At 66.4% G+C, this 14,718-nt stretch carries 12 protein-coding genes; 4 read left to right on the plus strand and 8 right to left on the minus strand.

Annotated features, from left to right (window positions below; translation table 11 throughout):
- Positions 1-15: 15 nt before the first annotated feature.
- The 3 genes from ACZK4Z_RS13255 to ACZK4Z_RS13265 are packed head-to-tail and all read left to right on the plus strand — an operon-like array spanning position 16 to position 3,980.
- Positions 16-2,487 (plus strand): TonB-dependent receptor, encoded by a 2,472-nt coding sequence (locus tag ACZK4Z_RS13255; RefSeq protein ID WP_293794562.1) that lies wholly within the window; start codon positions 16-18, stop codon positions 2,485-2,487.
- Positions 2,474-3,274 carry a ChaN family lipoprotein gene (locus tag ACZK4Z_RS13260; protein ID WP_125894563.1) on the plus strand — a complete coding sequence of 267 codons (801 nt, stop codon included), beginning with the start codon at positions 2,474-2,476 and terminating at the stop codon, positions 3,272-3,274. The genes ACZK4Z_RS13255 and ACZK4Z_RS13260 overlap by 14 nt, the downstream gene beginning before the upstream one ends.
- Positions 3,267-3,980, plus strand: coding sequence for an energy transducer TonB family protein (locus tag ACZK4Z_RS13265; RefSeq protein ID WP_032129375.1), 714 nt, complete (start codon positions 3,267-3,269; stop codon positions 3,978-3,980). Before ACZK4Z_RS13260 ends, ACZK4Z_RS13265 begins: the two co-directional genes overlap by 8 nt.
- Here ACZK4Z_RS13265 and ACZK4Z_RS13270 read toward each other — a convergent pair.
- The 8 genes from ACZK4Z_RS13270 to ACZK4Z_RS13305 all read right to left on the minus strand — a co-directional run bounded on the left by ACZK4Z_RS13270 (position 3,977) and on the right by ACZK4Z_RS13305 (position 14,032).
- Positions 3,977-4,411, minus strand: coding sequence for a RidA family protein (locus ACZK4Z_RS13270; protein WP_100434884.1), 435 nt, complete (start codon positions 4,409-4,411; stop codon positions 3,977-3,979). The genes ACZK4Z_RS13265 and ACZK4Z_RS13270 overlap by 4 nt on opposite strands.
- Before the next feature lie 176 nt (positions 4,412-4,587).
- Positions 4,588-5,490, minus strand: coding sequence for a cation diffusion facilitator family transporter (locus tag ACZK4Z_RS13275; protein WP_125894561.1), 903 nt, complete (start codon positions 5,488-5,490; stop codon positions 4,588-4,590).
- Positions 5,491-5,518: 28 nt separating this feature from the next.
- A complete protein-coding gene (locus ACZK4Z_RS13280; protein WP_125894559.1) occupies positions 5,519-7,807 on the minus strand; it encodes an Orn/Lys/Arg family decarboxylase in 2,289 nt (762 codons plus the stop codon).
- Between the two features lie 20 nt (positions 7,808-7,827).
- A complete protein-coding gene (adiC, locus tag ACZK4Z_RS13285; protein ID WP_006461445.1) occupies positions 7,828-9,180 on the minus strand; it encodes an arginine/agmatine antiporter in 1,353 nt (450 codons plus the stop codon).
- 76 nt (positions 9,181-9,256) lie between these two features.
- Positions 9,257-10,690 carry a DcaP family trimeric outer membrane transporter gene (locus tag ACZK4Z_RS13290; protein WP_125894558.1) on the minus strand — a complete coding sequence of 478 codons (1,434 nt, stop codon included), beginning with the start codon at positions 10,688-10,690 and terminating at the stop codon, positions 9,257-9,259.
- 517 nt (positions 10,691-11,207) lie between these two features.
- Positions 11,208-12,050, minus strand: coding sequence for a thiol:disulfide interchange protein DsbG (gene dsbG, locus ACZK4Z_RS13295; protein ID WP_032129379.1), 843 nt, complete (start codon positions 12,048-12,050; stop codon positions 11,208-11,210).
- Between the two features lie 30 nt (positions 12,051-12,080).
- A complete protein-coding gene (locus tag ACZK4Z_RS13300; protein ID WP_032129380.1) occupies positions 12,081-12,884 on the minus strand; it encodes a TlpA disulfide reductase family protein in 804 nt (267 codons plus the stop codon).
- An 80-nt stretch (positions 12,885-12,964) separates the two neighbouring features.
- On the minus strand, positions 12,965-14,032 hold the full coding sequence (locus ACZK4Z_RS13305; protein WP_125894554.1) for a GlxA family transcriptional regulator: 1,068 nt from the start codon (positions 14,030-14,032) through the stop codon (positions 12,965-12,967).
- A 186-nt stretch (positions 14,033-14,218) separates the two neighbouring features.
- Here ACZK4Z_RS13305 and ACZK4Z_RS13310 point away from each other — a divergent pair, with 186 nt between their 5' ends.
- Positions 14,219-14,632, plus strand: coding sequence for a heavy metal-responsive transcriptional regulator (locus ACZK4Z_RS13310; protein WP_032129382.1), 414 nt, complete (start codon positions 14,219-14,221; stop codon positions 14,630-14,632).
- Positions 14,633-14,718 lie beyond the last annotated feature (86 nt).

Consider the following 14,718-nt stretch of genomic DNA (forward strand, 5'->3'; position numbering starts at 1 on the left):
CCCCTGGAGCCCCCGATGCTGTGCCCCCGCCCCCTTGTCCTCGCCCTGTCGCTGGCCTGTACCAGTGCCCTTCCGCTGCTGCCCGGCAGTGCCCACGCACAGACCGCCACCCGCACCTACAATCTGCCCGCACAACCGCTGGCGGCCGCGCTGGACGCCTACAGCCGGCTGACCGGCGTCGATCTGGTGATCGGCGCGGCGCTGCCCGCTGGCCATTCGGCGCCTGCGCTGCGCGGTGACTTCGACGATGCGCAGGCCCTGTCGCGCCTGTTGGCAGGCAGCGGCCTGCGCCCGCGCTTCGTCGATGCGCGTCGTGCCGCCCTGGAGCCGGCACCGGCTGAACGCGCCGATGGCAGCCGTCGCACTGGCCCGCTGCGGGTGCAGGGTACTACCGCACACGGTCAGGCACCGGGTGCCGGCGCCAGTCAATATGTACCGGCCACCCGCGATGGCTTTGCGCCCTCGGTGGGCAGCGAGCGTGTGGCGATGGCCGAACGCCAGGAAGGCAACAGCCTGCTGCGCTCGATGCCCGGCACCCACAGCTTCCATTCGCGCAGCCAGCCGGGCCTGCAGGTCAACATCCGCGGCATGACCGGTGCCGGCCGGGTCAACACCATGATCGACGGTGTCACCCAGACCTTCCGCAACAATGCCGGGCACGGCTCGGGCGGCCCGTTCGCCTATGTCGATCCCTTCCTGCTGGCCGGTGTGGACGTGCAGCGCGGTGCGGTCGCCGGTGGTGATGGCGCCGGCACGCTGGCCGGCAGTGCCAACTTCCGCACGCTGGACATCGACGATCTGCTCGGCGAGGGGCGCGACTGGGGCCTGCGTGCGGGCTACCGCCACGGCAACAACGGCTACGGCAGTGGCCGTACCTTCGCCGGTGCCTGGCGCCACAGCGAAGAGGGTGGCGACCGCCAGTTCGGCCTGCTGGCCGCCGCCAGCAGCAGCCGCAGCAGCGAGTACGCGACCGCACGCGGGCAGAAGAACAACGCCGACCCGGGCAGCCAGCAGCCCAGCAGCTGGCTGTTGAAGGCGCGCCTGCAGCCCAGCGACCAGCATCGGCTGGACCTGAGCCACATGCGTTACGAAAACGACTTCTACCACAACTATCCGTGGCAGATTTCCGCGCGCAACCAGCGCGCCAGTTACCACTACACACCCTATTCGCCGTGGATCGACCTGCGTGCGACCTTCGCCAGCAACAAGACCCGGCTGTTCTACCCGCCGGTGGAGGACTCCAGCTACATCGGCCGCCGCACCCACAGCAGCCTTAGCAGCTGGACCGTGGACAACACCAGCCGCTTCGACATCGGTGCACTGCAGGCGCGCTGGAACACCGGCATCAAGCACCAATCGGACATCTATGTGGCCGATACGCCCATCCTGCGCGGTGCCAACCCGCAGGGTCGCAGCCAGCTGGACAGTGTGTTCAGCACGCTGGAGCTGCAGTACGACATCTATGCCCTGACCGCAGGACTGCGCCAGGACCGCTTCGGCATCCGTGGTCACATCCCGGTGTGCTCGGATGTGCCCGGCCAGTGCGCGGAGATCAATGGCGGCGACATCGACGTGCGTCGCACAGAGCGCGCACTCAGCCCGAGCCTGGCGGTTTCACTGCAGGCCACCGACTGGCTGCAGCTGTTCGCCGAGGTCTCGCGCACGTCGCGGCCGCCGCGCGTGCAGGAAATGTTCTTCGAGAAGATCCCGCTGGAGGACGCCAGCGTCGCCGACGGCATCGGCGCCAATCCGTTCCTGCGCCGCGAGCGCTCGCGCAACCTGCAGTTCGGCGCCAACCTCAGCACCGACTCGCTGCTGGTCGACGGTGACCTGGCACAACTGCGGGTCACCCGCTTCGACAACCGCATCCGCGACTACATCAAGCCGCAGTACCTGCTGATCGTGCATCCGCCGGAAGTGGAACCGTTCGTGGTGCCGATCGACAGCGATCCGCAGCTCAATGCCTGGACCGATGTGCTGGACGCCGACGACTTCAGCGCCACTACGCGCTGGATGAACCACCCCGGCGTAGTGCGCATGCGCGGCATCGAACTGGAAGCCCATTACGCCAGCGAGCACTACCACGCCACGCTGAGCTGGACCCGCTCGCGCACCAGCGCGCCGGCCATCGAGTTCGTCAACCTGGAAGACATCACCGCCCTGCCCGACCGCTACTGGACGCTGGACGTGGGCGGCCGCTGGTGGCAGCAGCGCGTGCAGGCCGGCCTGCGCGCCGAATACTCCGGGCCCACCGAAGAAGGCTACGACTTCTTCCAGACACGCAAGACCGGCGGTACCGGTGTACTGCTCGACTTCTACGCCAGCTTCAAGCCCCAGGCCAACACCACGCTGTGGCTGAACATCGAAAACCTGCAGAACAAGGCCTATGACAACAATGCCTCGATCGACAGCATCTTCAGCCCGATCCTGGACCGCGGCAACGGCCGTGGCCGCACCGTCTCGATGGGCGTCAATGTGGCGTTCTAGCCGCCACTGGCTGCCGCTGTGCCTGCTCGCGCTCGCGTCGATGGCCAGCGCGCAGCCGATGCCCGGCAAGGTGCTGGACCTCGCCAGCGGCCAGACCCTGGACGAAGCTGCGTTCGTGAAGCGCGCAGCGAACGCTCCGCGACTGCTGCTGGGCGAACGCCACGACCTGGCCGGTGACCACGCTGCCCAGCGCTGGCTGCTGCACGCGCTGCAGCAGCAGCGTCCACAAGGCGCGCTGGTGCTGGAGATGATTGCCAGCGAACGCCAGCCGCGCCTGCAGCGGGTGCAGCGCTGGCTGGCCAAGGGCAACCATGCCGACGGTGCACGCCTGCAGGAGCTGCTGGGCTGGGATACACGATGGCCGTGGACCGCCTACGGCGGGCTGGTGCAGGACGCCACCGCTGCCGGCATCCCCTTGTTCGGCGGCAATCTCGCGCGCGTCGAGGTCAACGCCCACCTGGCGTCCGCTGATGCGGTGCGGTTCCCGCTGGCCGCCGCCCGCCAACGCCTGTCGGATGTGGTACTGGCCCAGCACGCAGACGCGGCACCGATGCTGGAAGGGATGCTGGCCGTGCAACAGGCCCGCGACACGCGCATGGCACAGGTGCTGACCGCAGCCCCCGCACCCGCGCTGCTGGTAGGCGGTCGCTGGCATGTGCTGCACGGCACCGGGGTGCCGGGCTACCTGTCACCGGATACGCCTGCGCTGGTGATCGCATTGGCCTCGCCGGGTGAAACCGTCGGTGCTGCTGATGCCGATCTGCTGTGGGTGCTGGACGATGAGTGAGCGCGGCCAACACTGGCAGGCGATCGTGATCACCGTCGTCCTGCACCTGCTGCCCCTGCTGCTGTTGGTGCACTGGGTTGCAATGCCGCCGATGCTGCCACCGCCGGAGCAGGACGTGCGCATCAGCCTGCGCCTGCTGGCACCGGCCACGCCGCCACAGCCCGTAGAGGAGCGCCAGGCCGATACCCCCAGCCAGGCGCAACAGGCGCGTGCATCGCAACCGACAAAGTCGCCCCCGCCACCGAAGCCCACCGCCGCGCGCGAGGGCGAGTTGGCCGCCAGCGAAACGGGCGGGACGGGTAGAAAGCCGCTGCCGGTCGCCCCGCCTGCGGCCGCGACCGATGCAAGTCCCGCACCGGCATCGATCACGGCCGCGCCGCCCGCTCCAGACGCGCCACCGGCGGACTTCCAGGCCGGCGCCGCCAGCGACCAGTGGGAAGCCCGCCTGATGGCGCGGCTGGAGCGTTACCGCTATTACCCTGCCGCCGCGCGCTCGCGCCGGCAGCAGGGCACTGCCTGGGTCAGGGCCAGCATCGACCGCGAAGGTCGCCTGCTGGCGCTGCGGCTGGAGCAGTCCAGTGGCCAGCCGATGCTCGATGACGCTGCGCTGCAGACCTTCCGTCGCGCGCAGCCGCTGCCGCCCATTCCCGAGGAACTGAAGGCACCGCAGGAACTGGTGGTGCCGGTGGAGTACTACCTGCGCTAGGCGGCGTAGGCCTCCGCCTCGATCTCGAACAGCATGCCGTCCAACGCCAGTCGCGGCACCGGGATCAGCGTGCAGGTGGGCGCCGCGCGGTTCGGCCAGCGCCGTCGCACCTGGTGGGCAATGATGCCCAGCCGGTCCTCATCGTGGTCGACCACCAGGATGCGCAGCCGCGCTACATCGGCCAGACTTGCCTGCGCCGATCGCAGCGCGGTCTGCAGGTTGTCCAGCGCCTGCCCGACCTGTTCTTCGAAGCTGGGCGAGAGGCGGCCCTGGGCATCTTCGCCGCCCTGCCCTGCGACATGGATCACCCGTGCCGGCAGGCGCACCACCGCCACGTGTGAGTAGCCGTTGGCCGAAGGATCGTAGAGACCCGGTGGATTGAACAGTTCCATCAGGCCATGGCTGAGGTCCGGTGTGGTCAGCAGGTTCATGCCGCGCGCCTCGTGGGGGATGCCGGCAGTCTGTGACCTCAACTCCGGTTGAGGTCAAATGGATCCGGTGCAACAGACCGGTCTGCCACGCGCAACGATCGCGCGTTCCCGTGGACTCGAGCCTGCTCGACTTCCACCGACCAGAAGCAGTCGAGCAAGACTCTACAGAAGCGTGGTCACGTCCACGCTGGGTCTGCGGTGAAATCAATGGTCAACCAGAACGTGCTGCCCCGCGCATCCAGCCGCACCGCAATCTCGTCGCGCATCGCATCGACCTCGCCCACTGAACCCAACGGCATGGCCGGGTCAGCCAGCACGTGGATCTCGATGAAGCGCATCCGCCCCATCTTCGCCACATGGCTGGTGAAACCGGCATAGCCACGCTCGGCGACGAACGCCTGCATCACCCGCTGCACGCGCCGGTCCAGATCATCCGGTGCCACCTGCAGCACTTCGCGCATGGCCTTCCAGGCACTCCGCGCCGGCACCGGCAACACCGCCAGGCTGATCAACGCCAGCACGATCGAATCCAGGTACGGCACCCAGTGGTGCCACTCACCACCGTGCAGGACCAGCGCCAACACGAAGGCCAGCACCACCGCCAGGCTCATCAACCCACCCAGCAGCCAGCCCCGTACATCCAGCCACAACAGCGCGGAGCGCAGATGCCGCGCCCGCTGCGCGACGAACGCCGCCATCGCCAGGTTGCTGGCACTCAGCAATGCCGCCCACCACAGCGCGGGCCCGAACTTCACTTCGTGCCCGCCCGTGGTCAAACCGATCACGGCGTTGGCCAGCGCGTACACGCAGGCCAGCGACAGGATCACCCCGCCCAGCGCCTCGACCATCGGCTCCAGATGCCAGTAGCCGTACTGGAAGCGCGGGCTCTGCTCCCGCGCCACCAGCCGCAGCACCGACAACGACACCAGGGTCAGGGCGACATCGACCAGGCTGTACACGCCGTCGAACAGGATGGCCTGCGATCCCACCAGCAGGCCACCGATGAAGCCGACCGCGCTGACCGCCAGGGTGACCCCTATCGAGAACGTCAGGATGCGTTGCTCGCGCGCAGTATCCATCGTTCGCCGAGGGGCCGACCGTTGCCGGTCAGGCCTTCAGCACCTCCACCTTGTACGAAACCGCATCACCCTCCTGCTCGATGATGAGCCCGTGCACGTCCGACTCGAAGCCCGGGAAACGGGCGTTCTGCTCCCGGGCGATGCGCAGCGACTGGATGATCGGCTCGTCGCTGTCACCAAAACGCTCACCCGGCATGATGGTCGGGATGCCCGGCGGGTACGGCACCAGCATGGTCGCCGCAATGCGGCCACTGATCTGCTCGATGTCGACCCGCTCGATCTCGCCCTTCACCAGGTGGTTGTAGGCATCGGCCGGGGTCATCACCGGCGTCGGCAGATCCACGTACATCTCGCGCATCACCTTGGCCACGGCGAATTCCTGGTTGAACGCATGCAGCGCGTCGCACAGGTCACGTAGGCCCCAGCCGGCGTAGGCATTCGGATAGTCGGCGACCAGCGTCGGCAGTGCCTGGCTCAGCGGCGCATTGCGATCGTAGAGCTCCTTGAACGCCATCAGCTCGGTGACCAGGGTGCTCCACTTGCCCTTGGTGATGCCCATCGAGAACAGGAACAGCACCGAGTACAGGTTGGTCTTCTCCACGGTGATGCCGCGGCCCCACAGGAACTTGCTCAGCACCGCCGCCGGGATGCCCAGCTTGCCCATGCTGCCGTCCATCGCCAGGCCCGGCGTCAGCAGGGTCACCTTGATCGGGTCGATCAGCACATAGTCGTCGACCAGGTTCTCGAAGCCGTGCCAGTGCGCATCCGGCTGCAGGTACCACTCCTCGCGCTTGGCCACCAGCGGCGCTGGCGTGTCGCCCTTGTCCAGGCTGCGCTCGACCTGGGTCGGCTGCCACACGCTGAACCACCAGTCGTCACGCCCCAGGTCATCGCGCACGTGCAGCATCGCGCGGCGGAAGGCGATGGCCTCGTCGTGCATTTCCTGTACCAGCGAGCGGCCCGCATCACCTTCCATCATCTTCGAGGCCACGTCACAGGCCGCGATCACCCCGTAGTGCGGGCTGGTCGAGGTGTGCATCATGAACGACTCATTGAAACGCTCGGCATCCAGGTTGCGTTGCGCCGAGTTGCGTACGTGGATCATCGACGCCTGCGAGAACGCCGCCAGCAGCTTGTGGGTGGAATGCGTGGTGAAGATGATCGCATCCTGCTCACGCGGCTTGCCCTTGGCCATGCCGTAGTGGTTCTCGTAGAACGGATGGAACGCAGCATAGGCGTACCACGCTTCGTCGAAATGCAGGAAGTCGACCGCGCTGCCGATCTCGTCGGCGATCTTCTCGGCGTTGTAGCACAGGCCGTCGTAGGTCGAGTTGGTGACCACCGCGATGCGCGGCTTGGAGCCGGCCTTGTAGGCCTGGCTGGCCAGCGGGTTGGCAGCGATGCGCTGCTGCAGCGACTCCGGCGTGAACTGGTCCAGGCTGATCGGGCCGATGATGCCGTGCGCGTTGCGGCTGGGCGTGAAGTACACCGGCACCGCATCGGTCATGATCAGCGCGTGCAGCAGCGACTTGTGGCAGTTGCGGTCGACGAACACCACGTCGCCGCGGGCCACCGTACCGTGCCAGACGATCTTGTTGGCGGTGGAGGTGCCGTTGGTGACGAAGAAGGTATGGTCGGCACCGAAATTGCGTGCGGCCTCGTTCTCGGCGTCCTTGATCGGGCCGGTGTGGTCGAGCAGCGAACCCAGTTCCGGCACCGAGATCGACAGATCGCTGCGCAGGGTGTTCTCGCCGTAGAACTGATGGAATGCACGACCGACCGGCGACTTGGTGAACGCCACGCCGCCGGCATGGCCTGGCGTGTGCCAGGAGTAGTTCGACTCGGCCGCATGGTGGATCAATGCCTTGAAGAACGGCGGCAGCAGGTTCTTCATGTAGTCTTCGGCCGCGCGCATCACCTGCCGCGAGATGAAGCTCTTGGTATCTTCGAACAGGAAGATGAAACCGTGGATGTACTTGAGCAGCTTGCTCGGCACCTTCTCGATGGTGCGGCGCTCGCCGTACAGGAACACCGGCAGATTGGCGCGGCGTGCGCTCTGCTCGCGCAGGAAGGCGGTCAGGCGCTGGAACTCGCCATCCACCTCTTCACTGCCATCGATCGAGATCAGCACCGCCGAGGCCGCCACGTAGGTGCGGGCACCGGCGCGGGCATCATCCAGGTTCAGGCCGCACAGCACGCGCTGGTCGTTGCTGCGCAGCTCCTCCACCAGGGCGCGGATCAGGATGCCACCGATGCGCGGCGACTCGTAGTCGTTGTCGATGACAATGACCGGGTAATCCAGGGACTTGAAATACACGTTGATTCTCCTTGTCTAACTCAGGAACGCTGGGCGCCGGCGCTGATGGCCGATGCCTCGCGGGCGCGCTGCCGCTGCTGGCGGCGCTCCTCGCTGAAGAAGGGATAGAACACGGTGATGAACAGCACGAACAGGAAGGCGTACTGCACGATGGTTCCCGACGAGCCGTAGATCGCCCACAGGCAGTACACGACGGTCAGGCTGGTCAGGGTCCAGAACGCACCGGTGTGGACCAGGGTGTGCGAACGCTCGACCACGAAGTAGCAGGCCACGCACGAGTAGATGTAGGGCAGCAGGGTCAGCACCACCGCCGCCGATGTGATCACGTCGAACTGGGCCGACGCGGTTTCCGAGGTGGATGTGACCAGCACCGCCAGGGTCATCAGCACCGCCACGATCAGCACGCCCTTGACCGGCACGTCGTCCTTGTTGGTCTTGCTGAAGATGCTCGGGAACAGGCCATCATCGGAGGCCGCCTTGGCACTCTGTGCGGTCAGCAGGATCCAGCCGCCCAGCGAACCGGCAGCGCCGATGAAGGCACACAGGCTCACCAGCGCGCCACCCCAGCCACCGACGGCCTTGGCGGCAGCCAGTGCAAACGGTGCATCAGAAGTCTGCAGCTCGCCATTGGGCACCATGCCCATGATCACCGACGAACTGGCGATGTAGGCGATGGCAGCCAGGAACACGCCCGCCAGGGTGGCGCGGGCCACGTTCTTTTCCGGATTCTCCACCACGCCGGCAGTCACCGAAGCGGATTCGACGCCGATGAAGGCCCACAGGGTCAGTGCCGCGGCACTGGAGATCGCGCCGAAGTTGGATTCACCGGACACGTTGTAGGCGCCCTTGAAGATGTCGGCATCGAAGAAGAACCAGCCGAAGATGGCGATGCCCAGGATCGGCACCAGCGCGAAGCTGGTGGTGACCGTCTGCACGCGACTGACGAAGGCCGGACCGATCATGTTGGCGAAGCTCAGCGCCCACACCAGCACAAGCACCGCGATGCAGCGCACCAGCGGCTCGGACAGGATCGGGAAGAAGTAACTGAAGTAGCCCACCGCCGCGATAGGGATGGCGACGTTGCCGATCCAGTTGGCGAACCAGTAGATGGTATTGGTCTGGAAGCCCATGTACGGCCCGAACCAGTCACGCGCATAGGCATAGGGGCCGCCCGCCTTGGGTGCCAGCTTGCCCAGCTTGGCGAACACGAAGGCCAGCAGCAGCGCACCGGCGGTGGTGATCAGCCAGCCCCAGATCGAGGCGGTGCCGATCTTGGCCAGACTGGACGGCAACAGGAACACGCCTGAGCCCATCATGTTGCCGGCGACGAGGAAGGTGGCTCCGACCACCCCGATTTTCTTTGCTTCTGCCATGACAATCTCCTGTACTGGCATGAGCCCGGTACAACCGGGCGTGGGGACGGTTACGCTGGCGTACGACCGCTGGCGCCTATTTGATGAAGTTGTATTGCAGACTGCCCTGCACCCGGACCGTGTCGCCGCGCGCGCCGCTCTGCTGTTCCAGGCGGCCGTACAGCAGCTCCATGCCCATCGTCCACGACGGTGCCGGGCTCCAGATCAGGTTGAACACGCCGTAGCGGCTCTGACGGAATGCGTCGGCTGCCAATGCAGCATTCCGCTCCAGGGTCAGCTGGCCGAAGATCAGGTTCGAACGCCACAGCTCGGACCAGTAATGGGTGTAGCCGACGAAACCGCCGTGCAGGTCCAGCGCGTCTAGACGGCCATCGGCACTGACCACCGCGTCCAGTCCGGAGCCGGTCAGGTCGGCGGTGTAACGGCTGAGGCCGCGCCCGCCGAGGGCACCGAACAGCAGCAGGTCGCGCTCGCCTACCGAGGCCGAACCGCTGAGTTGCAGGCCACCGGCCATACGCCGGTCGCGCTCGCCATCGCCGTCATAGGCCAGGCTGCGTGCCACCGCGCCCAGCTGCAGGTGGCCCCAGTCGCGCTCCATGCGCGCGGTCACCGTCACGTCGGGCAGGCGGTTCACTGCGGCTCGCTCATCGCTGGCGCCGGCAAGTTCGGTCTTCGGATCTTCGGCGGCGACGGTCAGGGTGTTGCCCTTGCCCATCGCGAAACTGTGGTGGATGCCCGCCACCAACAGGTAGCCGGCACCACCGGGCCCTGCGAAGTCCAATGTGTCAGGCAGGCTGTCCGGATCCATGAAGCTGGAGTAGCCGTAACCGGCGTAGGTATTGCCCAGCTGGCCATAGGCATGGCGCAGGCGGAATTCGTAGCCGTCACTGCTACCGAAGAAGTCATTCTCCAGGTAGAAGCGCAGGTTGCCGTGCGTGGTCGGACGTCGCGCCTCAAAACTGAAGCGGGTCTGCTTGGCATGGATGTTGAAGTTCGAGACATCACGATGACTGCCACCGACCGGCATCGACGAGGGAATGAACTGATCCTCATCCCCCGCTGCACGCGAATCGGCGATGGCATCCAGCTTGGCGTAGCCGCCGATACGGATCACCGTGTCAGTACCCGGAATGGCGAAGAAGCCCTTCAGATCCGGATCGGTCGGGCCGGCCGCACTGTCCGGTCGCGACGCGGCGGTGGACGGATCGGCCACCGATTCGCGCTGCGGCAGCACCGGCTGTGCCACGCCCGGTACCTGGGTGGGGTGCAGCAGGTTGGCAGTGCTGGCAGGCGCGACCACGGCGGCGGGTGCCTGTGCTGTAGCAGGCGCAACGGTTGCGTCGCGCTGCTCAAGGCGGTCCAAACGCTGCTGCATGCCCTCCAGCGCCTGCCGCATGGCCGCAATCTCACGACGCAGCGCCTGCGCGTCCTCCTTGTCATCCACCTGTGCATACGCCGGCGTGATCGCCAGTGCTGTCACACAGGCCAGGCTCAGTACCCCCACGCGCATTGCATCCTCCCTGGACGACCCCTGTTCGCAGCACGCAGACAGGACGCACGCATGCGCCACTCCGGCCTCGTGCTGCCGTTGCTGGAAATGCGGATACTGCGTCGACGACACCGGCCAGCCTGCGCATGGCAGGCAACAGGACGATGACACTGCCCTGCCCGCACCGATGTCGACGCCATCAAGGCCGCGCTGCCAGAGAGGTGGCGACCGCAGCGGTCTGGGTAACAAGCACGGAGTGAGAGTGTCGTGAATGGCTGTGCCAGCCGACCCTGATCAGGGCGTGGCGAGCGCGGCATCCATCGCGCATTGACGCTGTATTCCATGCGTCACAGGCTAATCCGCCTGTCGTTTTTGGCCTTGATTGGAATCAAGGCGGGATGCTTGATGTCAGTCACGATTCAGACGTGACGATGAACCACTGTTGCGCGGGCCCACAACCGCAATGCCCGCCATGGAATGCGACAGGCCCGCATGCTGCCATGCGGGCCTGCGCAATGTTTCATGGGTCTGGCGCCACTCAGCGCGGGCCAAGCACCGTCTGCAGATCGGCACCCTGCGGCAGACCCGCACGACGCTGCACCTGGCCCTGTGCGTCCTGGAACAGGATGCCCGGTGTGCCCTGGAAGCCCATCTCGATCATCAGCACCTGATTGGCGTCGAGCTTGCCAGCGATCTCGCGGCTGATGTTCGGCAGCGCCTTGATGCCACCGCGATCAAAATCGTGCTCGTTCTGCAGCAGCGCCGCACTCGGGTCACGCGCGGCAAGGATCGCCGCGGCCTTGGCCGGGCTGTCCTCGCGGATCACGCCGACCATGATGTGACGCAGCTGCACCTTGCCGGCATCGACCCACGGCCGTGCCGCTTCCCAGAACTTGTGGCAGTACGGGCAGTTGGCATCGCTGAAGGTATAGACCACGCGCGGCGCATCGGCCTTGCCATCACGCACCCAGGCGCTGGCTTCCAGCTTGGTCCACATCTTGGCCGACATCGGCGAAGCCACCAGCTTTTCAACGGCCTCAGCGGCTACATCGTTGCCCTCCGCATCGAACAGGCTGCCGACCAGTACGTTCTTGCCGTCAGCAGTGACATAGGCCGCTGCCGGCTGCTGGCCGCCGACCACGCCGGCGAAGCCCCGCAGGCCACCGGGGGCATCGAATTCTGCGACGACCTCGAAACCATGCTTCTCGATGCCCTTCAGCACCGCAGGGCGATCGCCCTTGTTGGCCGTGGCTGTGGCGCTCGCTGCCGGTGCCGCGGCGGTCTTGCCCGGTGGCGTCTGTGCCTGGCTGCAGGCAGCCAATGCCAGCAGGACCGGCAGCAACAGCACCGCAGGGGCGGTGCGCAGGGAAGTCGACAACATGGGAACTCCGTAGTGAGATGCCCGCGCAGGCTACCGCAGCCGGCGCAGTTTGTGTTCAAGACCGGCTGCCGTCAGTTCGCCCAGGTGCAGTTCACGCAGGCGCCCTTCGGCATCGAAGAACAGGGTCGAGGGATAGGCCTGCACGCCCAGCACCGTGGATGCCGCAGCGTCATCATCGAGCAAAACGTTGTGCAGCAGCAGCCGTTCGCGCGCAACGAAACCCTGGACCTCCTCAAGGGTTTCACCCTGGTTGAGGAACACGAACTGCACATCCGCATGTGCCTGCTGCGCCGCAGCCAGGACCGGCATCTCGCGCCGGCAGGGCCCGCACCAGGTCGCCCAGAGATTCAGCACAAGCGGTTTTCCCCGGAACTGCTGCAGATCAACCCTGCCCCCCTGCAGATCAGCAACCTGCAGTACCGGCAAGGGCATCTGACGCTCCTGCCATGCGGACAGCAGCTGACTGCCGCCCGCCCATAGCAGCACACCCGCCAACGCCGCGCCCAGCACCGGGGCGCGCAACGCCCGCCATGGGCGCACCCGCCACAGCCCCCATGCCGACCCCGCAACCAGGACAACCACCAGGTGGTAGCCACCATCGGCAATCTGCAGAATGCTCCACGGCGCCTCGCGATACAGGGCGAAGTTCAAGGCCACGAAGCTGATGCGACCACACAGCAGGCCCACCAGCAGCATGTCCAGAACCATGCTGGGTGCAGAAGGCAGCGGCATGCCGTCCTTCCTGCGTGGCCACAGACGCGCCACGGCCATGGCAATCACTACGCACACGAGAATCAACACCACCGGCATCGGCACCGGCCCAACGCTCGACATCAGACCACCTGTTCAATCGTCCACTGACTGCATGGTCGAAGTGTCGCGCTCCGGTTGCAAGCGCGACGATGCCGCCGACATCAGGCCGCGCTGCGCCCCAGTTGCATCACCGACGCCGATTGCAGCCCGCGCAGGCTGCCTGCCACCGACGGCATCAAGGGCCGCTCGCGACGCTTGCTGCTGACGTGACGCCGATAGTTGGCCGGCGTCATGCCAACGATGCGCAGGAACAACCGGCGGAAAGCACTCTGATCAGCGTAGCCGACACCCCACGCCACCTCATCGATACCCGCCCCCTGCTGCAGCAGGGTCTGCGCCTTGGCGATGCGCAGCCGTTGGCAGTATTCGATCGGCCGCAGGCCGGTGGCCTTTAGGAACCGCCGCTGCAGTGTGCGCGGCTCCAGCCCGGAGACCTCGCAGATCGCGGCAAGGGTGGCGCCGCGTGCCGCCGTGGTGTGCAGCCAGCGCTGTGCCTTCAGCACATCACGATCGCCATGTGCGAAGTTGGCGCTGAAGCGCTCCAGGTCCTGCTGGATCGTGGCGGGCACGGTGATGCCCAGTTGCTGTGCGACCGCACTGGCCACGCCCTGCCCGTGCAGCCGGTACAACAATCGCAGGCCAAGGAAGCGCCAGGCCTGGGCCCCGCCGACCGTCAGCAGGTCACCGTCATCCACCAGCGCCCGCTCGCTCGGCACCCAGCTCGCGGCCTGCGCCTGCAGGCCTGGATGGCGCCCGAGATCGGGGCCACTGACCGTACGCCCGGCCAGCAACCCGGCACGTGCCAGCACGCTGACGCCATCACTGGCGGCGGCCAGCAGACTCCCGCCGTCATAGTGCGCACGCAGCCAGTCCAGCAGGACCTCGTCCGCGCGCAGGCACGCGCCGGCACTGATCTGGCCGGGAACCGCGATCACAGCCGGGATGGCCGCATCGAGCATTTCCGCACCCGCAATACGATGCACCCCGGTCTGGCTGGCCGGCACGATCCAGCGGGTGACCAGCACCCGCTTGAACGGCCGACGCTGCTGCTGGGCAAGGCGATTGGCAACGTGCGCCATTTCAGCCAGTACGGAGGCGGCAGACGGATCACCTCCCGGGTATTCAACCACCGCGATCTCGACGAATCCTTCGTTCCTGAATCCTTCCACAGACCACCTCCTCGGTTCGTTGCAGGCCATCGAACGGCCGGTTCAGGCGAAGGGTAGGAACTGGTCCATCGGCGGGGCTATGAAGAAAGTTGCAAAGTGCGCTGAATGCGCGCACCCGGGCCAAGCCTTGACTCTCGACCAGACTCCAGGCTTCACAATGGTCGGCAGCCCCAGCAGGAATCCGCCATGAACATTGGACAACTGGCCCGCCAGGCGGGCGTACCGATCGATACGGTGCGCTACTACGAACGACAGCAGCTGCTGCCGACTGCGGCCCGCTCGGCGGGTGGCTACCGCATCTTCGGCGAGCAGGACCTGCGCCGGCTGCGATTCATCCGCCGCGCCAAGGCGCTGGGCTTCAGCCTTGAAGAGATCGGCGAGCTGCTCGCATTGAGCGATCGCCATTCGCAGGACATGGGCAGCGTGCGCGACACCGCGCAGGCACGCCTGCAGGACATCGCACAGCGGATGGCGGAGCTGCAACGCATGCACACTGCACTTTCGCTGCTGGTCGACGCCTGCCCAGGTCACGGCGCGCTGGACCAGTGCCCGATCCTGGCGGCACTGACCGACGACGCTGCACAGGCGAAAGGCGACTGACATCGGCTTCGCAACGCATGTGAAGAAAAGTGCAACAAATGCTTGCCAACCCCCTGGGGCAAGGCTATTATTTCGCTCCTCAGCGA

Source organism: Stenotrophomonas sp. 71799_Sma (genome assembly GCF_056482505.1).